Raw genomic sequence first — 25180 nt, 5'->3', positions numbered from 1 at the left:
GTCAGTTTTCATCAAAGTTGCGGTTACCCCTCGGACGAGATCGCCGCCTTCTCGCTCCTGATCGTCATGCCTCGCACACAAAATTCAAGACAGGCTCTCGCCCCCGGCACGTGCACGTGACCTTGGCCGGAGACTTTGCACGAAAAACCTACGGACCGATCCGCACCCCGATCGCTACCGGCGCGACGAAGGCGCTGTTTGGTGTTCCGGGCGGATCAGCGCCCGAGCATTTCCAGCCATGTGGCGTAGGTTCGCCAGCGACATAGGACTCGGCATGCGGTGCACCATTGTTGGCATACCCCAGACTGCAGCCTCCCCCCGTCAACGTCCAACCGGAGTCCACTTGCACAGTAGAAGTCGGATACATTCCGGAGATTTTTTTACCGTCGAAGGTCTGGCTTTGTAGCCTCGGAAGCGGCGCAAGGGGCGTAGGAGAACTGTCTTCGATCCGGCAAGCCCGGAGGCTCGCTGTGACCTGAGTGACGATCGGGACATTGGGTTGATCAACGACCTTACACGTCCATTCGGTCAGGCCGTTGGCGGGAACAGCATTGACTAGGGCCCCGGCGTGAGCCGCTCCAAATCCTGCGTGTGCAGTTGCACAGCCACCGGACACGATGACAAATCCATCGCTGATCTGTGTTGGACTGAGGCTGACTGTTGCTGTCGGCTCCCTAACAACAGCACTGGCCTGGGAAGTCGAGATGCATGCGAGACGTACCGATGGTCTTGAGGTTGCAATCCCCACCTCAACTGCCGTCGCACGCGCCCAGCCGGCGACCGGCAAGCCTGGCGGGTCCGAGCCCTTGCATTCCCAACCAGTGCCAGTGGGTTGGGACGTCACCATGACGAGCGCATGAGGCGACCCTGTCTGCGCGTCTGACACTGCGCAGCCGCCCCCAACCAGCGCGCTGCCGGAGTTTGAGGGCGACGCGATTGCATGAGGATTTCTTCCAGTCGCGGTCGCAGTAGTCGTGGCACCGGTCAGTTGGACCTTCACGTCCTCAATCTTTGGTATGGCTTCTACTCGAAGAGTCGTGCTGTCTCCACCCTGAAGAGACAGTGTGACCAGCATCGGTCGCTCGGGGTCTCTGTGAAACTGCCACGTTGCGATTGTATTGGGATCGATTGGTCTGGGCGGCTCTGCTACTGTGTCGGCCACAACGTGCACCGTGGATCGCTTCGCCGTTCCCTGCGGGCGCCAACTGCAACTCACAACAACCGTCTTGATGGTGAGATCGGAGACGTCACAAAAAAAACCAGTGTCCTTCGCAATGCACTGCGTCTTACACGTAAGCCAGTCTTTGGTATCGACCTTGCTGAACAAGAGGGCCTGCGACTGCGCCGACTTGAGATCAAACCTGGTTTGCCGCTTGAGAGTCGCCAACTTCGTCTGAAACTCCTTGTAGTTGGCAGATCCCGAGATCACGTAGAAGTAGTTGCCTTCGCCCGACGCTTCCTTTTTAAGCTTCTCGAATTGGGTTTCGTCGACTTGCTCTAAGAAGGCGAGTTCGAGTGTCGACTGAGAAGTGGAAGAAAATACTTGACGTGCAAGCCCTGCATTGCAGCCGCACCTGTCGTTCAGGTCAGCGTGGCTTGACGCCGCTCCACAAAGCAGCATCCACACCACCCATCGGCATCTGAAGACGAGTTTCCTCATTGTTCTTCTCCTATGACCGGATTCCAGCCGAATATGCTGCGAACAATGTGTTCTTTTTCAGTCGCCGTGGCTAGTGGTCTACCGCTTTCAGCATACTTTTAAGATGACACGAGGGCTTCACACTCCTCGGCACGAACCTTCCCATTGTCTTCGAGCTGGCCAGCGTGTACAGATAGGTTCCTTCATCGCCGCGGTGCAGGTTCTCGAACACCGCTTCGGACACCGCCGAGCGCCACCGTCCACTCGACACCCAGGCGAAGAGGAGGAGGGGGGAGCCCCGTCTGCGCGAACACCTCAAGCGGCGTGTGCCACGCGTGCGTGGCGCGAGGCCTGTTGTTCATGCTGCCGGCAATTCCGTCGAGCTCGTCTTGACTGAACAGGCTCAGGTCCGTGCCCTTGGGCATGTACTGACGCAGCAGGCCGTTCGTGTTCTCGCAAGTGCCGCGTTGCCAGGGGCTGTGCGGGTCGCAAAAGTACACCTTGACGCCCGTCTGTGCAGCGAGATCCGCATGACGCGACATCTCCTTGCCCTGGTCGTAGGTCAGGCTCTGACGCATGGGCTCGGCAATCGAGTTCAGCTTGGCAGAAAAGCCCGCAAGCGCCGAGGCGGCGGTCGCGTCGTCCATCTTGGCGAGCAGCACCAACCGGCTCGTGCGCTCGACCAGCACGCCCACCGAGGACTTGTTACCTGCGCCTTTGATGAAGTCGCCCTCCCAGTGCCCCGGCATGACTCGGTCGTTCACCTCGGGCGGGCGCACATGGATGCTGACCATGTCCGGGATCTGGCCACGGCGATCATCGCCCCGGGTGCGGGCATGCGCGTGCTGTGGCCGCGGCGCAGACAGGCGACGAGCTGGCGTCGCAGTTCGCCTCGCGGCTGCGCGTAGATGGCGTTGTAGATGGTTTCGTGGGACACGTGGCGCTCGGGCTCGTTGGGGAAGGCACGCTTCAGGGTACCCGCGATCTGCTGGGGCGACCAGCGCCAATCCAGCAAGGTCAGCACGATCTTAGCCCACGCCCTGCATGTCGAGTTTGCGCGGCGCACGCGCGGCCTGGCGACGCCCCTGGCTGCAGGCTTGAGCCGAGTGCGAGGCGTAGGGCAACTCGCCCAGCGTGTTGCGCTCCAGTTCCCTGCTGATCGTGGACGCGGAGCGCCCGAGCATGCGGGCCATGGCCCGCATGCTCAAAGACTGCTGACGCATGCTTGCTATCGTGATCCGGTCCTCGGGTTGAAGCTGCTGGTACCTGGTTCGTTCATTCATGTGCACACCTTATGCGATGAGGTGTTGCACTTCAGATTTGAGGCCGCCCATTCAATGGATCTGACCACCGGTTCGATTGCCTGCATGAAGTCTCGCCCTGCGCGCCAACCGAAAGTGAACGCGTTTCAAGAGGCCGTAATCGCCCCGTCGCTACCCCTTGGGCCGCCTGACTTTGGGTCCAACTCCGCGCTTGCGCGAGTCCTCTTTGAGCTCGGTCGCGAGGGCGCCGGCCAGCAGCGCGCGCGTACCCTCGTGCGCCTTCTTTTCTTCGCCCAACTGACGTTCAAGGTCGTCCAGCCGCTGCGCCGAGGCCGCATCCTCCGCCTTCGCTTGTGCGAGCAGGCTGGCTGGTGGGTGAGTTGATCGCGAAGCTCGCGCTCGACGTGCTGGGCGGCCTGCTGCGTCTCGCGCAGCATCCGTCGGCCAGCCTCCAGCGTCTGGGCCGCGGCCTCCTCACTGCGCAGGCGCTGTTGCTGTTCCCTGGCCAGTCCGGCTTCCAGTTGCTTCGAACCTTGTCGCGCCCGGTCGACTTCCTCATGTAAGTGGCGCTCCTGGGCTGCGTGACGGTCGCGCTCTTGCTTACAGTCCGTGTCGCGGGCAGCCAGCGCCGCCGCTTGCTCCTGCCGCAGCACTTCCTTGCTGGCATGAGACTCCTGGAGGAGGGCGTTGAGCCGGGCGATCTCCTGCTCCGAAGCGGCCCGCAGCCGTGCGATCTCGGCCGTCTGTTCGGCCAGTTGTCGCTCCAGCGTCTCGCGCGCCTGCTGCGAGGAGGCCAGCGCCGCGTCCAGGCTCGCCCGGGCTTGTTCAAATGCCGCTTCTCGCTGCGCAAGGTCGGCCTGGCCCACCGTCAGCACATTGCCCGCTTCCTCGAGCTGTGCCCGGGCGCCTTCCAGTTCCTGTCGCTGAACATCATCGGCTTCTCGCCGCGCCGTCTCCCAGAGCAGCCTGGTCGCGTTGCGTACGCTCACCGGCACGCCGTCCGCGTCGTTGCCCGCCGCCAGATTGGCCGCAGGATTCGTTCCGCCCGCAATCCGTTGTCCGAGCGAAGAAAACCATTTCTCCAGCATCGGGCTCACGGTGTTCGGCGAGCCTCGCCCGATCTTGAGTCGCACGCGCTCGATGGTGGGCCGCAGCCCCTCGGCCAGCAGCGCATCGGCCGCCCCGAAGACGTCCTCGATCTGGATGCCTCTGGACGATCTGAATTCCCGGATTTCATTCATGTCGAACCTCGAACTTTCGGCGAGTTGACCGCCCTTTCGCCACCATTTATTACCCTCGATAATCGTCTGATGTCGAGCCCAAACGCAGGCAAACTGCAGCATTCCCTCGCTGCTATGTGAAGATGAATTTCCCGTCAGCCCACAGCAAGCGGCTCTCGCCAGTGTTGCCTACTCCCTTCGCGATCTATCCGGCAGGCGCGATGCCCTCCGAAACTGCTTCTAGGGATGGGCGGGCTCGTCGGACGGTCGGCGACTACTGCCTTGTTCGACAACTGTTGTGCGATGAACGATTGACTTCAACGAAGGAACCAAAGGACGCACTTCTGCAGTCTGATGGGCGGATGTTCGATCTCGTCGGAAAATGGCCTCTGTACTCTGAAGGACTAGAACATCGGCGTCGGCGCCTTGCTGCAGCATGGAAGGCGGTATCTCGGAGAGCGATCGACGCAGAAATGATCCGTATGGCGGATGAGATCGCAAGATCTATAGCAGAACGCAATTCGGCGAATGTCGATGTGTATTCAGATTTGGCCCTCCCATACGCAAGACATCTTGCAGGCGAGATCCTAGGAATACATCCGGAAGATCGAGAAGCAGCATTTCTCATAGGCGAAGAGGTGCTGGCTTTTATTTCGAAAGTTGACGGCACGGAAATCGCTGCTGCAAGCGCCGCGGAAGCTATTCGTCGCTTCGGAAGCCTGCGTATGGGTTCCGAGCTCTCAACGCAATCTCGACGGCCGAGTCCTTCGCTGGACAACGACGAGTTGATCGCTGTACAACTGCAAATTTTGACAGGCACATACCGGCCTGTAGCGGTCGGCTTGGCTACGGCCATACTCGCTATCGGCTGCGACAAAAGGCTGCAAGCGATCGCGAGCAACCCCGACTTTGTTCCGTCGATAGTCGATGAGTGCCTCCGCTTTTCAACACCTTTTCACATAGCTGCACGACGAGCAGCTTCCGACTTCGTTGTGGACGGTTTACATGTTTCTCAGAATGACTTTGTAAAGCTTCAACTTTTGACTGCCAATCATGACGCCTCAATTTATGCGAATCCCTCGACTTTTGATCCTTGGAGGTGGCCACATTCGTCGCAGCATTTGGCGTTCGGATTCGGTGCGCACGCGTGTATTGGGTCGTCCATTGCGACTCGCGCCATTGCTCGCGCAATCGAAGTGTTCAGCAATCTAATTCCAAGCTTCGAAACGATCTTATGCGAGTACCGGCCAACGTTCGGAATGACAACGTTCGAGCGAGCACTCATCTCGCTCGATTGAAGCTGCCTACTGAGAGCCACAATGAATGTTTGGAAAGTAGAAAATCCTGTGGCCTCAACACAATAGGATCAAACTCAGCCGGCACGCGCTCCGGCTGAATCAGGTCTACTTCCAGAGCACCGAATCAAGAGAATCATCCGCATGAGTGCGGAAGTCAACTTTACCGGATTCCACTGCCGCTCCTAGGCCTGGTGCAATCTGCATGCTTCGTTGACGTACCTCGTCTTCCAAATTGCTTCGACTTCCGCCAATCTGGCGCGGCCTGAATCGTAAGCGTACTTCGGTCTTCCCGCCATTCATGCCTGCAATAGTTTCGCAAGCAACGAAAGGCGCTCCAACGTGCGTTGTGCGGTCCTTCAGCGCTCGAAGGTGAGGGTACTCGGCAGTACGCGCAATTTCAGAACAATACGCAATTTCGCGAAGTTGGTTTGAGCCAATGATAACCTCGCGATTGTCGGACTCAGACAAAATAATACTTTCATTATCGCGACCGAGATGAATAATTCGATCGGTCTGATCACAGACAGGGCACAACGACTTAACACGTTGGACAATATCGCCATTATAGTAGCGAATGAGCGGCTGCGATCTTCCAAACGGCAAAAGCTCAGTTACAACTAGTCGTCCTACGCCTTCATCGACCGCTTGCGCAGACGTGAAGGACAGCACCTCCGGCAGCAAGTGCGGGTCAAAATTTAGCGCGCCACACATTGGACACTTTGATGCGCCGCCCATTACTTCAGAGAAGGAAAAAATTTCCAGCGGCATTACACCCCAGTAGCGCTGAAGGAAGTTACGAGACTCAGAGGCCAAATAGCCAGCGAACGATACAAGTGTCTCTACACCTGTCTCAGTTGCACGCACTCCAGCGTCAATCATGCACTGAGTGAAGACGCGCAGCAACCTAACGGCGCCATGTACTTGGCTAATTCGATCGTCAAGACCTGGAACGTCAAATCGCTTTCGCAGCAGTTCAATTCCTTGGCGTATAAAAATGTCGTCCCAAACTGCGCCACTGAAGTAATAAGGAGCAGCCTGGGGGAAAAAGCCCCCTAATCCGGACAAATCCCTACCATGATAGGGACCATAAAGCATATATACCAATGGGCGCCGCCTATCGCCTCTAATGGTCTCGGCGACTTGCTGGAAGAATCCTGCAATCTCTCGAAGCTCAGCGTCGCTTCGATATCTGTAAGTAACCGGGCCTGTGGAGCCTGTCGTGTGTATCGCAAACGCGATCTTTTCATTCTTCTCGAGTAGCGGCGGTAGACCTGTCTGAAGTGTCCCTTTGCCTAACGGCGGCAACCTACTCAGAAAGCGCATCGGGTCATCGACTATTTCAGCGGAACCCTGCTCGAGCGCATCATGCCACGCGCTTTTGTAATAGTCGTGGCGGAGCGCATTGCACAGCGTCGGTGTTAACGCGTCTCGACGGTAGTTTGCCAGGTCGGAGTGCATTGTTACGCCCCACTCTTCGTCAGGTAACTTAGCTTTCTGAAGATGCTCGAGCCACAACAATTCTTGTTAGGTCGCTTGCGAAGGCCTTGGCGTCCTTCGACGCCACAAACCTTACGGCACCGACATAGCCGCCAACGGAAGGCACGCTAAACGCGTGCGCTTTAACCAGAGCTTGGATAGATTCGTTCAATGTTGTCATGTCGCCTCCGGCGGTCGGTTACGCGAACGGTACTACTCAGCACCTCTTACGCGCTTTTAGAGCGCTTGAGCTGATCTGTCAAGGACGGACAACAAAGACCAAAGGCGCCACAGGCGCCCGCACAGGATCGCCGCAACACACGAATGCGCTGGCATCAATGGCGCGGTGTTGGCATCATGTGCGTTGGTAGGTGTTTCGGCTGTGCCGCGACGCACGTCCTAGACTCATATGGTCGCCACTGTCAATAGCGACTGCAGGTTATAGGGGGTCAGGCATGTTTTTGGGATCGATGGGGTGATGCGACTCGAGCGTTTGCAGCGACGATGAATCAGGCTCAATATCCGCGGATTGGTTACCTGCACTTCATCGATTCGTCGCGGGCCTACCTCGCTCTGAGGTCGGGGATCATCCTTGCGGTGCCCTGGTAACGGGCTCGAGGGTTGCCCTATCGCTGCTCGTGCCGCATCACCAGATCGATCCCGGAGGTTTCTTCTTTAGGTTGCCTCCAGTTCTCCCGCTGCGCCTGCATGCCGATCGCCCAGACGAAGCCCGCCAGCTCTTTTGCGACCGCGACACAGGCCTTGTTGGTTTGCAGGCCACGCGCATTCAATGCTGCAAATCGCTGAGTCAGCCGCAGTTGCGCCGTCATGCCCATTCTTCGTATGGGTTCGGACAACTCTTGTTGTCGCACCTGTGCCCGTCTGCCGATGCGTGCCTTGAAGCGATAGTTCCAGGCAGCCTCGGTCAGAAGTCGCCGTGCGCGCGTTGCCTGTCTTGGTGATGCTGCCTCGGCTCGTGCGCTCGCCGCTGGGACTCTCAGATGGAACCAGTCCCAGATACCCCATGAGCTTGCGCGGATGGGCAAAGCGCCCGCGGTCGCCGATCTCGGCCACCAGGCCAATCGCCGTGATCGCGGCCACGCCACGCAAAGACCTGCAGCGCACCTACCACCGGTTCGAAGCGCCAGCCAGCGATCGAGGCCTCCAGTGATTCGGTCAGGCGGTCGACGCGATCGTCCGCTGCCGTCACGGCTTGCCATTCGGTGAACGCTGTCTGGGCGGCGCCGGCGCCGAAGTTCAGTGTCCCCAGCCAGCGGTCGTAGGCACCGCACCAGGAGGTCTTGCCCTTGTAGCGCACGTAATGGCGCAGCACGAAGGCCTTGAGTTGATGGCGGGCCTGCATGCGACTCTGGACCGCGTCTTCACGCGCACGCGACAAATCACGGAACGCTTCATCGTCAGGATCGGGGATCCACACGGCGCTCAATTGGCCAGCGCGCGAGCACTCGGCCAATTGGACACTGTCGCGTGAGTCGGTCTTGATCCGGTCGCCGGGTCGTCGCGGAATCTGCGACGCGGCTATCATCTCGCAAAGGTAACCCTTGGCCTCGAGGGCACGCTGCAGCCCGAAGCCCGTAGGACCAGCCTCGTAAGCGACGTGCAGTTGATCCGCGGTGCCGACCTTGGCCAGCACCTTCAACAACTTGTTCCTGTCGTGCGGCACCTTGCCTACCAAACACCCCGGCGCTCGGTCCGGCTCGGCCGCCGCCACGGGCGACCATGATGTAAGGAGATTTCCGGAGGTCGTCGCCGCAGACCTCCAGAGTGAGACTGTTGGGCCAGTTGGAAGACCAATCCAAGGCACGCAGACCGTTGGGCAACGAGGCTGGATCAGGTAGAAGACTTCACCGCGGGGGAGGGGCTGGTAGAAACACTGTCCGCGTATCCTCAAGATGAATGTCAGACTCCACAAGGACTACAACCCAAGGGGCCAATGATGCGCACGTGTAAGGGGAATAGTCCGTTTCAAGCCGCTATATTCTGAGTCGCGCCGGATCACGAACGAAACGAATTGCGCAAGGTGCACCGAGAGGGTTAACAAGTTCATGAGTAACGCCTACTGCAAACGATGCGCCCTGCCAAGCACTCGGCGCGGTGTTGAATTCGATAACGATGGCATCTGTTCTGTATGCCGGCACCACGAATTCAAGAACGGCAAAGTTGACTGGGATTCCCAGGAGCGCGTACTCCGCGATCTCGTTGAAGGAGTTCGAGGTAAGGCCGCTTATGATGCAGTAGTGCCATTCGGTGGAGGCAAAGACGGCACATATGTTCTCTTCTATCTAACAAGGGTGCTTGGCCTTCGCTGTTTAGCGATTACAGTCGACAATAGATTTTTGCGACAGAGTGCGTGGGAAAACTGCGCCCGGGTACTCGATGAACTTGGCGTCGATCAAGTGACATTTCGGCCGCCGATTCGAACTGTGCAACGACTAATGCAAGTCGGACTGAGTCTGGCGGGAACAGTATGCTGGCACTGCACTGCCGGGATTTCCGCCTTTCCCGTTCGAACAGCGATCGAGAGGGGTATTCCATTAGTCGTTTATGCACACAGCTTGAAAGAATACTACGCCTATCCTGGCAGGACGTATCGCGACCCGTCCAACCTAGACGTCGTGAATCAAGAATGGTACGAACTAGTCACTGCCATCAATTTTGATCGAATGGCCGAGGCCGTTTCGGACTTAGATCCAATCGCATTGAGGCCGTTTGAGTTCCCATCCATGGACGAAATCTCCTCGTCGGGCGTTCGCGCCATTTTCCTTAGTAACTACATACTATGGGACGAGGCGCGCCAAGCTAGTGTGATTGCGGAGGAGCTTGGTTGGAAAGGGGCATCGCAGGAAGGTGTGCCGATCGGACGCGAGTACGAAAAGTTTGATTGCTTTCTGGTTGGTGCGCATGACTACCTTCGATTTATAAAAGAGGGCTATGGACGTGGCGCGCGAATCGGATCCCTTGAGGCACGGCTGGGCAAAATGTCAAGCGAAGAGGCTTTGAATCTCGGGAGATCAAGTGACGGGCGTCGTCCAGCAAGCCTTGATAAGGTAATCGAAATCCTCGAGATTGACGAAGAGGAATTCCTTGACTTCGCTGTCGCACATTCACAGCCGGGCTCAAACTTTGATGTTGAAGGCGTAAAAAGAGGCGAGCCCCTTCCTGACGCCGATCTCATGCCCGACGGACGATCCTTCGTTCAAAGGAGCAGTTCGCGAAATAGATCGAAATAGAACGAAATGCCTGAACATCGCATGGAGGGAGGGGGTGCGCGGGGCCGCAGCATTCCGTTTAGTGCCATTGTCGGTCAACTGAGATTACAGTCAGCGTTACTGATCAGCAGCATCGAGCCCGCCATCGGCGGGGTGCTTGTTCGCGGTGCGCCCGGGACCGGAAAGTCAATGGCCGTGCGCTCTTTCGAGCGCCTACTGCCGGAGATTAGGTCAGTAGACGGTTGCAGCTATAACTGCGATGCTGAGCATCCGGGGATCACCTGCGAGTCCTGTAGGAAACTGTTCGCTGAAGGCAAGCTTGAGTTGGTGTGGCGCAAGACGCCCTTTATCACATTGCCAATTGGTACGACCGAGGACCGTCTGCTCGGAACTGTTGACCTTCAAGCGCTTCTCAAAGATGGCACAAGCCGAGTAATACCCGGACTTCTCGCCCAAGCACATCGCGGGTTCCTGTACCTGGACGAAGTAAATCTTGTCCCCGACCATCTCCTTGACGCGCTTCTAGACGCGGCGAGTTCCGGAGTCCATCGCGTCGAACGGGAAGGCCTCTCGTTGTCCCACCCGGCGAGCTTCTCTCTTATTGGGACAATGAATCCAAGTGAGGGTCACCTGCGTCCACAGATCCTCGACCGTTTTGGATTGTGTGTTGACGTGGAGGGAGTTAGGGACGTAACACTCCGAGTGCACATAATGAACTGCCAACTCGACGCCGACGGGGACACGAACACGCGCCGGCTCCGAGAGATTGATTCGGTGCTATCGAAGCAGATATTAGCTGCTCGCGCATTGCTACCACAAGTCAACTTTCGTCGAGCCGATACGCTAAGAAGCGTCGCGGCGATCACTGCGGAGCTTGGCGTGGAGAGTCACCGCGCAGACATCGTTATATTGCGTTCAGCCGCGGCGATTGCTGCGCTGGCGCAACGCACCGAGGTGAATTCCCATGACGTCGCCATAGCGTCGGCCCTGGCGTTGGCCCATCGCTGCCGGGATCCGCGCGAGGTGTTGCGAACCGTGAATAGACGTTTGGGGTTGGATGATGCATTCGACTCATTGGATAAGCTCCTAATATCCTCAGGTGAGCCATGGCGAACGCTAGTCTCGGCGAATGAGGCCGAAAGCAGCGACCCAGACGATGGGCCTCAAGATGGCCTCAGCGGTGAGCCTTCTGGGTCACATGACTCAGGAACCACTTCGAAGCAATTCAACCCTGGCGGAGGCTTCGATGCGACGAGCAGTATTCACTCCGAAGTCGAGTTGCCCGCCGTTCGCGCGTTGGTTTTGGAACTCCGTTCTATAAGCAGGCTTACGAGTGCAATTCGACTTTCCACCCGACCTTGGCTGCTGGAGCGCATGGGTCGCACCAGCAATTTGGCGCCGCTATGTTCGGGTAGCGCAGTTGGCGGAGCCGCTGCCTCAATCTTGCCTATGCGGATCCCTGGCTGCCTGGCAATCTTAGCTACCGTACGCACGGCCATTTTCCGCCTACTATCAAGTGGTGCATTAGCCACCAAGCTACTGCCACTAGAGCTACTTGAATCCGATGTAGTGCGCCGAGCGCGACAAGGCCGTCCCAATATTGCACGCGTCTTTGTTTTGGATGCGTCTTGGTCAATGGGTAAGGACGGCTCCTTTCACCTAGCCCGCGAACTGATAAGGCACATTCTTTTGGAGAGCCGGCGCGGTGATCGGCTCGCACTGGTCGTAGCTGGAGGCGTTAACGCACATTTGGCCATTCCGTTTGGCAAATACTCGGAGCCCATTAATGACTTAGTTCAGCGACTGCGTCCCCGTGGCCGCACCCCGCTACTTGAAGGACTTACGACAGCGCTTTTGCATTGTCGTAATCGATGGTTGTACAAGGGCTGCGCCACTCCGATGGTTGTGGTCGTTTCGGACGGCTATGAGAACCGAACTTCGGCAAACTCTGCGGCAGTGAGTGCTGCGATTGCTCCACATCAGCGGGTACCAGGTGTAATAGTGGGAATCGGGGATGGTGCGTCCGGTGCTTTGCACCAATCAATATCGGCGCAAACCGGCTGGCGAATCATAGCACTCTAGGTTCTACCACGGTGGGGGTGTTCTTTTGTCAGAGATGACATCGTGGAATATGGGTTTCGGCAGCCGGATCGCGGCAAAACGAATTTAGAGAAATGACGTCTATGGCTTTAACGGAGCGGAGGTTACGGGATGGGCATTGATCGGTTGCCACACCTTTTCGTAGTTCAGTTAGAGCGCGATGAACGTGACGCAGCCGTTCAGCTCTGCGAAGAGCTAGTCCATAGTTTCTCGAGCGAAAAGAATCACACGCTGCCGGGGATGACTGAGACTTATGCACAGGAACTGCCCCGAGGTCTGCGTAGTGAACTCAATCGCTTTCGGCTAGAAGAGCCGGCGTGCATTTGTTTGGTGCGCGGATTTCCCATTGACGATGACGCGCTGGGTACGACACCCTCAGATTGGAGAGGCGCCTTAGACACCGCCCGGTCTGCCGAAGTGTTCTTCATCCTTTGCGCGTGCCTTCTTGGCTCACCATTCGGATGGGCGACCAAGCATGGTGGTCGCATAGTGCACACTATCGTGCCAACGCCATGTGACGAAATGGAGCAACTTGCATCAAGTAGCGCCGAGACTCTTACTTGGCACACGGAGGATTCATTTCATCCACTGCGCGCCGACTACGTTGGATTAATGTGCCTTCGCAATCCGTGCAACACTAAGACGACGTTCACTTGTGTTCATGACCTTCATCCCGACGTGCGGCAGGATGCCGTGCTGTATGAGCCTCGATTCCGAATCGTGCCGGACGAATCGCATCTAAACGCGAACAGCGCAAAAGAGGGGGGGGCAAAACAGCTTCAGCTGCTTGCGAGAGCAAAGGCGTCGATAGAGAAGATGATTGCTGACTCCAATCCAGTCCCGCTACTCTTCGGCGATCCGGATTCGCCTTATATGCGGCTCGATCAGTTCTTTTCGGAGCCCCTGGACGGCGATGTGAGAGCCGCAAAGTCTATGGGAGCCCTCTATCGTAGCGTAGCTGCTGGGCTGAAAGGTTATGCACTGCAGCCTGGTGAAATCTGTTTCGTAGACAACTATCGGGCGGTACATGGGCGCGACGCGTTTCGAGCTCGGTACGATGGGAAGGACCGTTGGTTATTGAGACTAAACGTCACACGTGATCTTCGTAAATCTCGCGAGCAGAGAATATCCTCAGGATCAAGAATCGTTTACTAACTGTCGCCGCAGGCGTGACTCTAGAGGAAATGATGGACATGAAACTCTCGGGCTACACGCTTCCGTTATCCCCATCTGGGCGCTCGTCCTTGGTTCCCCCTCCGCCATGGCACTTCTCCGGCGATGTCCTTTTGGTTGAGTACCGGGCGGACCGGAACGCAGTCAAAGCGTTTTTGCCAACTGGCTTGGAGGAAGGTGAGATCCCCGATTTAGCGGCAGCAATATTCGGGGACTGGCAGTCTTGCACAGACGCTGGCATTGAGCTTCTGGACCCTGTTCGATCCCAATACCGTGAGTTTTATATTGCCTTATCGGCTCGTTGGCAGGGGAAATCGGTAGTTCGATGCCCCTTTTGTTGGGTTGACCGAGATTTTTCGCTCGTTCGTGGGCTAATTCAAGGATACCCAAAGAAGATGGGAAGCATTGGAATCACTCGCACGTTTGATTCTGGCCGCGCTTCGCCCGGCGTGGGGCCGGGGTCATGTTTCTCAGGGACCCTGGCTGCTACCGACCGACGGCTAGCTGAAGTACGTGTAACGCTCACCGAAAAGGCCGAGCCACCGCCCATCATGCTCGCTCCGTTGGTGCATTCGCGATGCTTCCCAGCTTGGGATCCGAACAGACTTCCAGTTGACGAATTGGTAACCGGTGGCTCAACGGATCAGCGGATTGGCAATGTGTGGTCGGGTGCTGCAGAAGTTGAATTTTTTGATTCACCGCACGACGAGCTGAGTTTGCTTCGCCCAGTTGAGATTATTCGTGGATATCGCTTCTCCTTCTCAGAAACGATTACTGGCGGGCAAATTCTGCTTGCAAACGGCAGATAGAGCGAAAAAATGAAAGCAAACGCAGAGTTCCGATCAGGTCTTGAGGGCGTCATCGTCGCCGAGACCGAAATCAGCCACGTCGATGGAGAAAATGGTCGGTTGATCTATCGCGGCGGCAATGCCATCGAGTCTTTGGTCAATAAGAGCTATGAAGAGGTTGCATTTCTCCTGCTTTATGGCTGGTCACCAAATCCTTCGGAGCTTTCACGAATTCGCGAGGAGTTCGCTAAGGCGCGGCATTTAGGCAAATCAGCACGCCTAGCCCTATCCGGTCTGCCGCCGGTAGCGGATCCGATGGACGCGTTGCGTACAGTGTTGTCTGCTCAAGGAGCAGAGCGCAACTCAAAACACATCAATCCGTCCGAAGCCCTCCAGATTACGGCAGTAGCCGCAACGGCAATTGCAGCGTTCCAGCGTCAACGACTTGGTCTTACTCCAGTACTTCCCCACTCGGAACTTGGTCATGTCGCGAATTTTATGTATATGCTTCGCGGGACACAGCCCGAAGAGGCGGAGGTTCGTTGGCTAGAAGCCTATTTTGTTGTCACTGCAGATCATGCGCTCAGCCCTTCTACATTTACGGCGCAAGTTGTTGGATCGACGGGCAGCGATCTGTGGTCCTCCGTCGTCGCTGCAATTTGTGCACTGAAGGGACCAGCGCATGGTGGGGCGATTGCCGAGGCGACGCGGATGCTCGAGCAAGTGGGTACGCCGGAGCGCGCGGAGGTTTTCGTGGCTGAGAGATTCGCCCGTAATGAGCGCATTATGGGCTTTGGCCATCGGGAGTATCGCAAGTACGACCCACGAGCAAGAATTTTGGCTGACGTCTGCCGCCTTGCCAACCCTGCTTATCACGAATTGGCGCTTGCTGTCGAACACGTTGTCCTGCGCGAGCTCAACCGGAGACATCCTGACCGACCAAACTTTACGAACATGGACTATTTTGCGGGTGGCGTATTGAGCGGGGTCGGGATTGCGGCGGAACTTTTCCCCTGTGTATTTGCAGCATCGCGAACACTCGGATGGTCTGCACATGTGATTGAGTACATTGCCCGAGGAGGGCGCATAGTGAGTCCCGCCTCGAGCTGGGCTGGTCCGGCCCTGCCAGAGGACACTTAGTTTTTGGATTTGGTGAGCATAAGTAGTGTATACATGACAACAGATCTCAATCTCACCGAGCTCGAACTGCGCGCGATCGGCGCGGAGCTCAACCTCGCTGACGGGCACCCGCGCCAAGATTTGACAAAATCACAGTGTGATGTGGTCGCACAATTTCCGGATCTTTTCTGGTTTTCTCGTCAGCAGATTTTCTCCGAGATTGAACGCAAAGCGCAAACCGCGTTCCTTACTGCTCTTGGGCAGCATATGGCACCTGTCCAGGCCGGCCGGGTCTATAGCGTGTACTCTTCTTCAGTAGCTACCATGGTGCTAGCCAACGCGCTAAGAGGCCATCGTGTCGCAATGCTGCATCCTACGTTCGACAACATCCACGCCATTCTCTCCAAAGTGGTTCCGGTCATGTCCATGAGCGAGAGCGAAATTGCTGAGATTCGATTCTCCGACGAGGTCGACAAGCAGGCAACGTGCCTCTTCATAACGACTCCGAACAATCCAACAGGATGGGTACTTACTCAGAGTGCTCTGGAAGGGCTTTGCTGCTACTGCCTTCGCAAGGGGAAGGTCCTGTGTCTTGATGTGTCCTTTCGTGGATTCGATATTCGTGCACAGTTTGATCACTATGCGGTGCTCGAGCGCACAGGCGTCGAGTACGTGCTGGTCGAAGACACGGGGAAGTTGTGGCCGCTCCAAGAGTTAAAGCTTGGATTCCTTGCAGTCAGTGAGGGCTTTCGAGAGAAAGTCCACCATTGCCTCAGTGACGTCCTGCTAACTGTTTCTCCGTTTCTCTTGCAATTAGTGGAAGTATTCTCGCTTGACGGAGCTGCAGGAGGTTTCGAAAGATTGCACGCGCTGATCGCTGAGAATCGGAAGATGATTGTAGATGCCCTAGACGGCTTCGAAGATATTAAGGTCCCAGATTGCGACGCCCGTATCAGTGTCTGCAGGCTGCAGCTTCCGACCTCGCTTCAGGCTGAGAAGGCGTACAAGTTTTTGACAAGTCGTGGAGTTCACGTACTGCCCTGTCGACAGTTTTACTGGGAACGGCCAGAAGATGGTGCGAGACTTATTCGCATCGCATTGGCCAGAAATAAGAAAGTAGTGGCGGAATTTCTAAGTCAGTTTTCGATGGTGCTTCCCAATATTCGCGAGACGCGTGCTTCCGGAAGGTGATATGGCGATGCGTACATCAGTTGTTGATGCCATCCGCCAACTGGCGCCGACGATTGAGGAGCGCGCAACTGATATCGAGCGAGGCGGCACAATTCCCCGCGATTTGCTAGCTCAGTTGCGCCAGGCGGGTTGTTTCAGAATGATGGTTCCCCGCTTCTACGGGGGTTTAGAGATGTCCCTTGCTGAAACCTTAGAAGTCATCGAGGTTTTGTCTAGTTTGGATGCCTCGACCGGATGGTGCGTGATGATCGCCGCGAGCAATGTGTTGGTTCTAGGTCTTCTGCCGCATGCGACATTTGAAGCTATCTACGACAATGGACCGGATGTAATATGCGGCGGATCTCATGCACCAAGAGGGGACGCAGTGCCTGAAAGCGGCGGCTATTCCATTTCCGGTCAATGGCCGTTCGCAAGTGGCAGCCACCATTGTGACATTTTCGCCGTGCAGGCGAAGGTTCGGCACGGCGGGGAGTATCAGTTAATGGACAATGGGAGGCCACAAATGCGGCTTGCTATTTGCCCGTCCTCAGCGCTGGCGATCGTTGAAACTTGGGACACCCTCGGACTAAGGGGCACAGCGAGCCATGACCTCCGTGCTGATAGTGTATTTTTCGCTGATGACTGGACATGCCAGCTCTTTGGCGCTACGTCATCAATAAGCGCGCCCGCATTTAAATTGCCTTCTGTTGCGCCACTTGCACTCTTCATTGCCGCAGTGGCGCTCGGAACTGCAACTGCGTTGCTTAATGACCTCTGCTCAATCTCGTCCAAAGGTAGGATTTCGGCGTATGGATTCGAGAAAGTAGCACGGTCTTCATTGTTCCAAAACAGCATAGGTGAACTCGATGCGAACCTAGGCGCCGCTCGAGCGCTTGTATATGACCACGCAAATCGGGCGTGGACGAAGGCGTTGTCCGGCGAGTCTTTTTCGCTCATTGAACGCGCGCGTATGCGCACGGCAAGCTCATACGCTGTGCCTGTTGCGGTCCACGTGGCTGGAGAAGCATTTCGACTGGCTGGAAGCTCTGCGCTTCAGAACGCATCGGTACAACGTCGCTTGCGCGACGTTCAGACGTTAGCGCAACATGCCGGCGTGGGAACAGAATTCTTTAAGATTGCTGGTGCGATTCTTCTTGGCGAACACACTGATGTTTTTCGTATATGACCAGCTTTGGTGTAGCGACTTTGGCACGCGCGTGCTGGTAACGGTCTGCCCCAGCTCGATGTGAGGTAATCGTCCTTTCGGTGCGGATTGCCACGGGCGGCGAGTAAAAACGCCATTGAAATCAGCAGCTTGCATTTCGGATGATTTGCGCGAGAAGCCCTTCACTCAAGTCGTTGATCCGTAATGGTATTTTTGCCCTAACCTTGACAAGCCGCACCAAAAGGACGATCACCCCGAAAAGAGCTTGCAAATGGCGCGGGGTCCATACATGCACGAAAAGGACGATTACCCATGAATGAGACGGCGACGAAAACTCATTTTGATGACCAAAAGGGTGCTACTTAAACGGCCCGGCAACACCTACTGGCACATGGTCCCGCCGCCAGAATTCGAACCTGGATCTCGGCCTTCGGAGGGCCGACTTCTGATCCATTGAAATACGGCGAGAGGTCTGACGTGAGGGGATCGACAACCTCGACTATTAACGATTCGCGGGTAGCCGCAGCCTTGCGGTGGCGTGGCATCAGTCTTGGCGATGCGGCTTCCTAGCAGAAGCGATGGCGCTGACGGAACCCTCGCTGCAAATCCGGGGCCGCGTCATGGGTCTACGTGGACTCGGATGGGACCTTTACCTTTGCCAACTGCTCAGCGAGCCAGCGCGGTTTGCGCCCGCGCGAGCCACCGACCCATTTTTCGCCCTTCGGCCCCGTATAAGTGGGACCCGTGGGAGTCGCGCCCGCCGGAGCGATACGACGACCCGGCACCGACGATTTGCCGGTCAAACCGAGTTCTTTCGCGGATATGCGGTATTCAGCAATCTTCCGCCGCAACTCTTGAACGACCCGGCCGATTTCTTCCTCGCGTTGCTTCGCGGCGGTGGCTTGCAGCTGCGCGATTTGCCCCTCGTGCTCCTTGATCTGGGCATCGATTTCGGCGAGAGAAAGAGTTGCCATTGCTTATCCTGATTTTTTCAACGTGGAATAATAATCCGATCGCGCCGCTATTAATAGCAACTACCCCCGAAGTCGCTTGGCTTTTAAGCGAGCGCCGGATCCACGAGTGGCAACCTTGCGCCCGGCGCCTATCGCGCCGACCAGGAGCGCGCGAGTGTCCTCATGTGATGTCTTTTCTTCGCTGAGTTGCCGCAGAGCATCGTCGAGTCGTTGCTGGAGCGCCGAGCCTTCCGATTGCGCCAGCGCCAGCAGGCTCACCTGCAGGGAGAGTTGATCGCGAAGCTCGCGCTCGACCTGCTGGGCCGCCTGCTGTGTCTCGCGCAGCATCCGGCGGCCGGCCTCCAGCGTCTGGGCTGCGGCTTCTTCACTGCGCAAGCGCTGCTGCTGTTCCCGGGCCAAGCCGGCTTCCAGCTGCTTCGAGGCCTGGCGGGCACGGTCGACCTCCTCATGCGAGTGGCGTTCCAAGGCGGCGTGGCGTTCCCGCTCCGCCTTGGCATCCTTGTCCCGCTCGGCCAGCGCCTTCGTGTGCTCCTGCCGCAGCAGTTCCTTGCTGGCGTGAGACTGCTGGAGGAGGGCGTTCAGCCGGGCGATCTCCGCTTCTGACATGGCCCGCAGCCGTGCAGCCTCGGCCGTCTGTTCGGCCAGTTGTCGCTCCAGCGTCGCGCGCGCCTGCTGCGAGGAGGCCAGCGCGGCGTCCAGGCTGGCCCGGGCCTGTTCAAACGCAGCTTCGCGCTGCGCCAGGTCGGCCTGGCCAACCGCTAGTACATTGGCCGTTTCATCGAGCTGCGCCCGGGCGCTCCCAAGCTCCTGCCGCTGAACATCATCAGCTTCGCGCCGCGCCGTCTCCCAGAGTAGCCGGGTCGCGTTCCGCACGCTCACCGGCACACCGTCCGCGTCATTGCCCGCCGCGAGATTGGCCGCGGGGTTCTCGCCACCGGCCAGCCGTGACGCCAGCGTGCCGAACCATTTCTCCAGCATCGGGCTGACGGTATTGGGCGACCCGCGCCCGATCTTGAGCCGCACGCGCTCGATGGTGGGCCTCAAGCCCTCGGCCAGGAGCGCATCCGCGGCCCCGAACACGTCTTCTTCCTGAATACCACGTCGAAACTGTTGAATCTCAGCCATTTGAACCTCGCAACTTTCAGGCGAACGACCGCCCTTCCCCGTAATATTTACCCTCGATAAGGGATAGTTATCGTGACCTATCGGCGTATGATGTAGCAGATCATATGTCATATGTATGAATATTTCTAGCGATCCCTCCAATCCGCACCCCTCGCTCGTGAACGCCCCCGAATGGCGCCCGGCACTCGAGCCAACCCGGCTTACGCAAACCGCCGAGGCGGCGGCGCGGGCGCTCCTGCGCCAGGGTGAATCGGCCAACACGCGTGCCTCCTATGCCTCGGCCATGCGCTACTGGTGCGCCTGGTTCGCCGCGCGCTACGGTCAGGCGCTGCAATTGCCGGTGCCCGTTCCGGTTGTGATCCAGTTCATCGTCGATCACGCAGCGCGCAAGGCCGACACCGTCGACGAGGACTCCGCGGATAACGCAGACACCGAAGGCGCAGCGGCCCACGTGAAATCAGCAGCAAAAACAACTACGAATTCGAGATCAGCGGCGAATCTGAAAAGCGGGCTGGTGAATGAGCTGCCGCCGGAGATCGATCAGGCGCTGGTGGCCAATGGGTACAAGGCAAAAATTGGAGTGCCGGCGCTCAGCACGCTGGTGCATCGGGTGGCGGTGCTTTCGAAAGCACATCAGCTGGCCAAGGAAAGCAATCCCTGCGGCGACGCGCTCGTGCGCGAATTGCTTGGCAGGACACGTCGTGCCTACGCCCAACGCGGTTCCCGCCCGCGCAAGCAACGCGCACTCACGAAAGATCCGTTGCAACTCGTTCTAGCCACCTGCGACGAGACGCTGCGCGGAAAGCGCGACCGCGCCCTGCTCCTGTTTGCCTGGGCCACCGGTGGCAGGCGTCGGTCGGAGGTCGCCGGCGCGACGCTGGAGAACCTGCGGCGCGTCGACGCCAAGTCGTTTGTCTACACCCTCACTCACTCCAAGACCAACCAGTCCGGCCAGGACCGTCCCGAGGACATCAAACCCTTGGTCGGAACCGCGGCGCTGGCGATGCAAGCGTGGCTTGCCGCCAGCGGCATCAAGGAAGGCGCCCTCTTCCGTCGCATCCGCAAAGGTGGCCATCTGGGCGAGCCGCTGGCACCGGCGGCCGTGCGCGACATCGTGAAGGAGCGCTGTGCGCTGGCGGGGGTGGAAGGAGAGTTTTCTGCGCACTCGTTGCGGGCGGGGTTTGTGACGGAAGCCGGCAAGCAGGCCATGTCATTGCCGGAGACCATGGCGATGACCGGGCACCACAGCGTGGCCACCGTCATGGGCTACTTCCGCGCTGAAAGCTCGCTCAACAGCAAGGCGAGCCGCATGCTCGATGAGGATTGACGATGAATCGCGCCGGCAGAGACGAAAGCCCGATTTCTGTACATGATGGTAATATACAAAGATGATTGAGCTGGGCCCCGTCATCGGGTTTGAATGGGACAAGGGCAATGCGCGCAAGAACGAAAAGCACGGTGTGTCAACGGCAGAAGCCGAGCAACTCTTCTTCAACGCGCCTTTGCTGCTCCTGGAAGACGTGGCCCATAGCCATCTGGAAGCTAGGTTCCACGCATTGGGAAAGACCGACGATGGGAGAGCATTGCATGTCACGTTCACGTTGCGTCAGTCCAATCTGTTGATCCGTGTCATCTCGGCAAGGGACATGCACCGAAAGGAGCGCGCCATCTATGAGCAAGCAGACTAAAGCCATCCCAAAGTTCACCAGCGAAGCGCAAGAGCGTGCGTACTGGGAGAAGCATGACTCATCGGATCACCTGGACTGGTCAAAAGCTGCGAAGGTCACCCTGCCCAATTTGAAGCCGACGACGAAGACGATTTCGCTGCGGTTGCCCCAGCATTTGCTGGACTCGATCAAGGTCGCGGCCAATGCCCGCGATGTGCCGTACCAGTCGCTGATCAAGGTCTGGCTGCAGGAGAAGCTTCGCGCACATTGAGCGAATTTCCTGCTCTGGGTGCCCAATGCGTTGAGTGATTGTCGCGCCCGGCGCGAAGAGGTTTCACACCCCCCCACTTTTGGCAATGAACGTTGGGCGCCACTGGGTCGCACCACACGGCGGCACCCAGCGCCGCTTTTGCAGAGTGACGGATTTGCTTCGCACAAGGACGAAGTGACAAATTTGGTTCGCAAGCGTCGAGAGGAATTGCGTCACCGGGATGCCCCGCAGCAATGGCTTGGCAAGGGAGCACGGTCGCCGATCACGTGCGACAAGCCGCGCCTGAAGGGCGGCGCGCGTCAAGGCAGTTGTCGCCTGATTCATGCAGCCAGCGGCTGTATGTCTGGCACCCTCGCATTTGCCTGAACGATGCAGTCTCGTTCGGGGTTGAGGGTCACTGGGCCGATAGGCGACCAGTTGCGTGTGGGGCCTGACCAGCGCGCTGGGTTGAGCGCGCGGGCACAGGTGTACAGCGCGTGACGCGCAGCAAGGATGGCCTGGTCTTCACCGTCGTGGCGCTGCGCTGGGCTGACGTAGCGGATGCCGCTGTGTCGATGATCATGGTTGTACCAACGCACGAAGCCGGCAGCCCACGTACGCGCGTGACGGTAACGGCAACGCGATGGACGCGAAAACGCCGGCGAGCTCGAAATCCGCTGCCAGAACGAAGTCCAAACTCGTGCATGAACTGCCGCCCGAGATCGACCAGGCGCTCGTGGCCAACGGGTACAAGGCAAAGCTGGGGGTGGCCGGCGCTCAATACGCTGGTGCACCGCGTGGCGGTGCTTTCGAAAGCACATCAGTTGGCGAAGGAAAACAATCCGTGCGGCGATGCCCTGGTGCGGGAACTGCTGGGCCGCACGCGCCGTGCCTACGCGCAACGTGGCGCGCGCGCGCACAAGCAGCGCGCGCTGACAAAGGATCCGCTGCAGGCGGTGCTGGCGACCTGTGATGACACCCTGCGCGGCAAGCGCGATCGCGCGCTGCTCCTGTTTGCGTGGGCTTCGGGCGGGCGGCGTCGCTCCGAAGTGGCGGGGGCGACCTTTGAAAACCTGCGGCGGGTCAATCCCCATGCCTGCGCAATCGCCTACGTTTACACCCTGGGGCACTCCAAGACGAACCAGACCGGCGCCGAACGCCCGGAAGACGTGAAGCCGCTTGTGGGCAGCGCTGCGCTGGCGATGCAGGCCTGGCTGGCTGCCAGCGGGATCAAGGAAGGCGCCCTCTTCCGCCGCATCCGCAAGGGCGGGCATCTGGGCGAGCCCCTGGCACCCGCCGCGGTGCGCGATATCGTCAAGGAGCGGTGTGTGCTCGCCGGCGTCGAGGGGGATTTTTCTGCGCACTCGCTGCGGGCGGGCTTTGTGACGGAGTCCGGGCGACAGGCGATGTCGCTGCCCGAAACAATGGCGATGACGGGGCATCACAGCGTCACGACCGTGATGGGTTACTTCCGCGCCGAGAGCTCACTGGGCAGCAAGGCGAGCCGGATGCTTGACGACGAGTGACAGGTAGTGTGCGCCCGGTTCGCGCTCGTCGCGAACGTCACTGCCTGTTGGCGTTTTCTGAGCGCTCCCCGGGATCCAAGGCGCATCATCGGGAAGCACCGAGCGACCCCGAGATGGCAAGCTGATGACCGTGCCCATCACGCCTCCCGATCTGCTCGAGCCAAGCTCAAATGAGTCTCCTGCAGGATCTGATCGACAAACTCCTTCGTGAACCATGGCGTGCGGCCTGGCCCAGGCAGCTTCATCCTGTACCGGGCAATGTCCTGACCCCAAACAGCACGCTGCGTACAGCCAACATCAATTCCCCACTGGTACTCGCCCAAGAGAGAAATAGTCGCCAGCCTGTGCAATAGGTCTTGAATGCACGCGACGTCATACGCTGCGTTCCCCTACCGACGCTTCGCCGACACCCTCGCGGATGCCTGCGCACGGCTCGGGGCCAATGCGGTTCGCTATTCCTTCATTGCGGTGGACTTTCACCACTTACTCCTTGCCGGTCTCCCGGCGCACCCAAGCGAATTGGTGCCGTCGAAGCGCCAGCAGGTCGACAGGGCTGCGATCCCAAGGATCACGCTCACCACGCGAGCGACCGCACCGGGGCGAGCAAGTCGGGCTTTCACGGCGCGACTGACCTGCCCCCTCCCAGCCGTACCAGCGTAATGGCAGTGAAGTCCGTCAACTTGGAGAATGACGGACATGAGAAAGAGTAGATTCACCGAAGAGCAGATCATCGGTTTCATCAAGCAGGCCGAGGCCGGTTTGCCGATCAAGGAGCTGTGCCGCAAGGGCGGCTTCAGCGACGCCACCTTCTACAAATGGCGCGCCAAGTACGGCGGCATGGATGTGCCCGATGCCAGGCGGCTGCGTGAACTCGAGGCCGAGAACAACAAGCTCAAGAAGCTGTTGGCCGAAGCCCACCTGGACATTCATGCGCTGAACACCGCCTTGGGGGTAAAGCGATAGCCCCACAGGCCAAGCGTGCCGCCATCGCCACCATGATCGATCAATGCGATCTGAGCGAGCGGCGCGCATGCAGGCTTGTGGGGCTCTCCCGCGACAGCTACCGCAACCCACCCGAGGTCGATGCGCTGGCGTCCACGCCGGCGACGGGCCGGCCGGCCAAGCTCACCATCAAGCAGCAGGAGCAAGTATTTCGTTGGATCAACGGACGCGACCCGCGACAGTACGGACTGGACTTCGGCCTGTGGACGCGCCAGATCGCCGCCACCCTGATCGAGCAGAAGTTCAGCGTGAAGCTGGGCGTCACGGCTGAGGGCAGGTTGTTGGCGCGCTGGGGGATGTCGCCGCAGAAGCCGTTGCAGCGCGCCTACCAGCGCGACCCGCAAGCCATCGAGCGCTGGCAGCGTGAGACCTACCCCGGTATCGCTGCTGCTGCGAGGCAAACCGAGGCCGACGTCTACTTCTGGGACGAGTCCGGCTTTCGCGCAGACACGGTGCACGGCAAGACTTGGCCGGTGCGGGGCAAGACCCCGGTCGTCGAGCGCCCCGGGCAACGTGCGCGAATACATCGCTTCAACCAATGGCAAGCTCACCATGCACATCTTGCCCGGCTACGCACCCGACCTGAGCCCGGACGAGCTGGTGTGGAGTCATGTCAAGCGAACAGGCGTGGCCCGTAACGCGCTGCGCGCCGCGGCGAGAAACTGGCCATCCGAGTCGAGCAACAGCTGCGCCAAATGCAGAAGAACCGGCGACTGGTGCGGTCGTTCTTCCAGATGCCATCTGTCGCCTATATTACGGACTGCTGAGTAACAACGTGGCCAGCATCAATTGCACCTGCCCGCCCATGGTATCGGTCAGCGCGCCCCGAGAACCCCTTTGTGCGGCACGTGCACCGACTTCGATACCCGGTGACTGCTTCATAAGTTCGAAGCCAAAGTGGCGTGGCGCGCGGCTCGGCGACGCGTGGTTGAGTGCCCAACGGCTGACTCTTGACGTCCGAGGTCAGTGATCGCGTGTCCTTCGCCGGCACAGAAC

Annotated in this window: 16 protein-coding genes, 1 tRNA gene and 4 pseudogenes; 11 read left to right on the top strand and 10 right to left on the bottom strand. The window is 58.5% G+C overall.

The features are described from left to right. Nucleotides 1-148 precede the first annotated feature (148 nt). The 4 genes from HB681_RS20345 to HB681_RS20335 all read right to left on the bottom strand — a co-directional run bounded on the left by HB681_RS20345 (nucleotide 149) and on the right by HB681_RS20335 (nucleotide 4244). On the bottom strand, nucleotides 149-1660 hold the full coding sequence (locus HB681_RS20345) for a hypothetical protein (RefSeq protein ID WP_213956688.1): 1512 nt from the start codon (nucleotides 1658-1660) through the stop codon (nucleotides 149-151). Between the two features lie 182 nt (nucleotides 1661-1842). Further along, the gene (locus tag HB681_RS20340; RefSeq protein WP_256735022.1) at nucleotides 1843-2646 is read right to left on the bottom strand and encodes an IS30 family transposase; all 804 of its coding nucleotides are present in this window, start codon (nucleotides 2644-2646) and stop codon (nucleotides 1843-1845) included. Nucleotides 2647-2667: 21 nt separating this feature from the next. Then, nucleotides 2668-2922: a helix-turn-helix domain-containing protein gene (locus HB681_RS38180; RefSeq protein ID WP_256735021.1), complete on the bottom strand. Its 255-nt coding sequence runs from the start codon at nucleotides 2920-2922 to the stop codon at nucleotides 2668-2670. Nucleotides 2923-3047: 125 nt separating this feature from the next. After that, nucleotides 3048-4244 carry a DNA-binding protein gene (locus HB681_RS20335; RefSeq protein ID WP_213956687.1) on the bottom strand — a complete coding sequence of 399 codons (1197 nt, stop codon included), beginning with the start codon at nucleotides 4242-4244 and terminating at the stop codon, nucleotides 3048-3050. A gap of 20 nt (nucleotides 4245-4264) precedes the next feature. On the opposite strand from HB681_RS20335, the gene HB681_RS20330 reads away from it, so the two are divergent. Then, nucleotides 4265-5419 carry a cytochrome P450 gene (locus tag HB681_RS20330; protein ID WP_256735025.1) on the top strand — a complete coding sequence of 385 codons (1155 nt, stop codon included), beginning with the start codon at nucleotides 4265-4267 and terminating at the stop codon, nucleotides 5417-5419. Between the two features lie 105 nt (nucleotides 5420-5524). Here HB681_RS20330 and HB681_RS20325 read toward each other — a convergent pair whose 3' ends face one another. Together HB681_RS20325 and HB681_RS20320 are read right to left on the bottom strand one after the other, a co-directional pair. Then, entirely contained in the window at nucleotides 5525-6877 is a 1353-nt protein-coding gene (locus HB681_RS20325; RefSeq protein WP_213956685.1) for a hypothetical protein, read from the bottom strand. Between the two features lie 644 nt (nucleotides 6878-7521). Continuing rightward, nucleotides 7522-8627 (bottom strand): annotated as a pseudogene (locus HB681_RS20320) (IS110 family transposase). Nucleotides 8628-8961: 334 nt separating this feature from the next. On the opposite strand from HB681_RS20320, the gene HB681_RS20315 reads away from it, so the two are divergent. The 4 genes from HB681_RS20315 to HB681_RS20285 all read left to right on the top strand — a co-directional run bounded on the left by HB681_RS20315 (nucleotide 8962) and on the right by HB681_RS20285 (nucleotide 17661). Then, complete coding sequence (locus HB681_RS20315) at nucleotides 8962-10146, top strand: N-acetyl sugar amidotransferase (RefSeq protein WP_213956684.1); 1185 nt, start codon at nucleotides 8962-8964, stop codon at nucleotides 10144-10146. A gap of 4070 nt (nucleotides 10147-14216) precedes the next feature. Further along, nucleotides 14217-15326: a citrate/2-methylcitrate synthase gene (locus HB681_RS20295; protein ID WP_213956680.1), complete on the top strand. Its 1110-nt coding sequence runs from the start codon at nucleotides 14217-14219 to the stop codon at nucleotides 15324-15326. Nucleotides 15327-15359: 33 nt separating this feature from the next. Then, complete coding sequence (locus HB681_RS20290) at nucleotides 15360-16496, top strand: aminotransferase class I/II-fold pyridoxal phosphate-dependent enzyme (RefSeq protein ID WP_213956679.1); 1137 nt, start codon at nucleotides 15360-15362, stop codon at nucleotides 16494-16496. Nucleotide 16497: 1 nt separating this feature from the next. Further along, entirely contained in the window at nucleotides 16498-17661 is a 1164-nt protein-coding gene (locus HB681_RS20285; RefSeq protein ID WP_213956678.1) for an acyl-CoA dehydrogenase family protein, read from the top strand. A 371-nt stretch (nucleotides 17662-18032) separates the two neighbouring features. Here HB681_RS20285 and HB681_RS20280 read toward each other — a convergent pair. From HB681_RS20280 to HB681_RS20270, 3 genes are all read right to left on the bottom strand, one after another. Continuing rightward, a tRNA-Arg gene (locus tag HB681_RS20280) sits at nucleotides 18033-18108 on the bottom strand. Between the two features lie 158 nt (nucleotides 18109-18266). Further along, nucleotides 18267-18614, bottom strand: coding sequence for an H-NS histone family protein (locus HB681_RS20275; protein ID WP_213956677.1), 348 nt, complete (start codon nucleotides 18612-18614; stop codon nucleotides 18267-18269). Between the two features lie 60 nt (nucleotides 18615-18674). Further along, nucleotides 18675-19739 (bottom strand): DNA-binding protein, encoded by a 1065-nt coding sequence (locus HB681_RS20270; RefSeq protein WP_213956676.1) that lies wholly within the window; start codon nucleotides 19737-19739, stop codon nucleotides 18675-18677. Between the two features lie 157 nt (nucleotides 19740-19896). On the opposite strand from HB681_RS20270, the gene HB681_RS20265 reads away from it, so the two are divergent. The 3 genes from HB681_RS20265 (at nucleotide 19897) to HB681_RS20255 (ending at nucleotide 21677) form a co-directional block, all read left to right on the top strand. Continuing rightward, nucleotides 19897-21066, top strand: a complete 1170-nt coding sequence (locus HB681_RS20265) for a site-specific integrase (RefSeq protein WP_345944706.1) — start codon at nucleotides 19897-19899, stop codon at nucleotides 21064-21066. A 61-nt stretch (nucleotides 21067-21127) separates the two neighbouring features. After that, entirely contained in the window at nucleotides 21128-21427 is a 300-nt protein-coding gene (locus HB681_RS20260; protein WP_213956675.1) for a BrnT family toxin, read from the top strand. Then, entirely contained in the window at nucleotides 21411-21677 is a 267-nt protein-coding gene (locus HB681_RS20255) for a BrnA antitoxin family protein (protein ID WP_213956674.1), read from the top strand. Before HB681_RS20260 ends, HB681_RS20255 begins: the two co-directional genes overlap by 17 nt. Before the next feature lie 320 nt (nucleotides 21678-21997). Here the strand turns inward: HB681_RS20255 and HB681_RS20250 are convergent. Further along, nucleotides 21998-22258: pseudogene (locus tag HB681_RS20250) on the bottom strand (IS3 family transposase); the annotation flags it as partial. 80 nt (nucleotides 22259-22338) lie between these two features. On the opposite strand from HB681_RS20250, the pseudogene HB681_RS20245 reads away from it, so the two are divergent. The 3 genes and pseudogenes from HB681_RS20245 to HB681_RS38175 form a co-directional block, all read left to right on the top strand. After that, nucleotides 22339-23182 (top strand): annotated as a pseudogene (locus HB681_RS20245) (site-specific integrase); the annotation flags it as partial. A 696-nt stretch (nucleotides 23183-23878) separates the two neighbouring features. After that, nucleotides 23879-24237, top strand: a pseudogene (locus HB681_RS20240) (transposase); the annotation flags it as partial. Next, entirely contained in the window at nucleotides 24223-24822 is a 600-nt protein-coding gene (locus tag HB681_RS38175) for a winged helix-turn-helix domain-containing protein (RefSeq protein WP_345944713.1), read from the top strand. The pseudogene HB681_RS20240 and the gene HB681_RS38175, both read left to right, overlap by 15 nt. Nucleotides 24823-25180 lie beyond the last annotated feature (358 nt).

The organism is Variovorax sp. dw_954 (assembly GCF_018449755.1).
Lineage (GTDB): Bacteria > Pseudomonadota > Gammaproteobacteria > Burkholderiales > Burkholderiaceae_C > Variovorax.
This window is presented reverse-complemented; position numbering and strand designations above follow the sequence as displayed.

What these genes read in the sequence shown, in the direction of transcription:
- HB681_RS20335 (WP_213956687.1), bottom strand. Translation starts at nt 4,244, where the DNA reads ATGCTGCAGTTTGCCTGCGTTTGGGCTCGACATCAGACGATTATCGAG.
- HB681_RS20290 (WP_213956679.1), top strand. Translation starts at nt 15,360, where the DNA reads ATGACAACAGATCTCAATCTCACCGAGCTCGAACTGCGCGCGATCGGC.
- HB681_RS20270 (WP_213956676.1), bottom strand. Translation starts at nt 19,739, where the DNA reads ATGGCTGAGATTCAACAGTTTCGACGTGGTATTCAGGAAGAAGACGTG.
- HB681_RS20260 (WP_213956675.1), top strand. Translation starts at nt 21,128, where the DNA reads ATGATTGAGCTGGGCCCCGTCATCGGGTTTGAATGGGACAAGGGCAAT.
- HB681_RS20315 (WP_213956684.1), top strand. Translation starts at nt 8,962, where the DNA reads ATGAGTAACGCCTACTGCAAACGATGCGCCCTGCCAAGCACTCGGCGC.
- HB681_RS20325 (WP_213956685.1), bottom strand. Translation starts at nt 6,877, where the DNA reads ATGCACTCCGACCTGGCAAACTACCGTCGAGACGCGTTAACACCGACG.
- HB681_RS20275 (WP_213956677.1), bottom strand. Translation starts at nt 18,614, where the DNA reads ATGGCAACTCTTTCTCTCGCCGAAATCGATGCCCAGATCAAGGAGCAC.
- HB681_RS20255 (WP_213956674.1), top strand. Translation starts at nt 21,411, where the DNA reads ATGAGCAAGCAGACTAAAGCCATCCCAAAGTTCACCAGCGAAGCGCAA.
- HB681_RS20285 (WP_213956678.1), top strand. Translation starts at nt 16,498, where the DNA reads ATGGCGATGCGTACATCAGTTGTTGATGCCATCCGCCAACTGGCGCCG.
- HB681_RS20330 (WP_256735025.1), top strand. Translation starts at nt 4,265, where the DNA reads ATGAATTTCCCGTCAGCCCACAGCAAGCGGCTCTCGCCAGTGTTGCCT.
- HB681_RS20295 (WP_213956680.1), top strand. Translation starts at nt 14,217, where the DNA reads ATGAAAGCAAACGCAGAGTTCCGATCAGGTCTTGAGGGCGTCATCGTC.
- HB681_RS20345 (WP_213956688.1), bottom strand. Translation starts at nt 1,660, where the DNA reads ATGAGGAAACTCGTCTTCAGATGCCGATGGGTGGTGTGGATGCTGCTT.
- HB681_RS38180 (WP_256735021.1), bottom strand. Translation starts at nt 2,922, where the DNA reads ATGAATGAACGAACCAGGTACCAGCAGCTTCAACCCGAGGACCGGATC.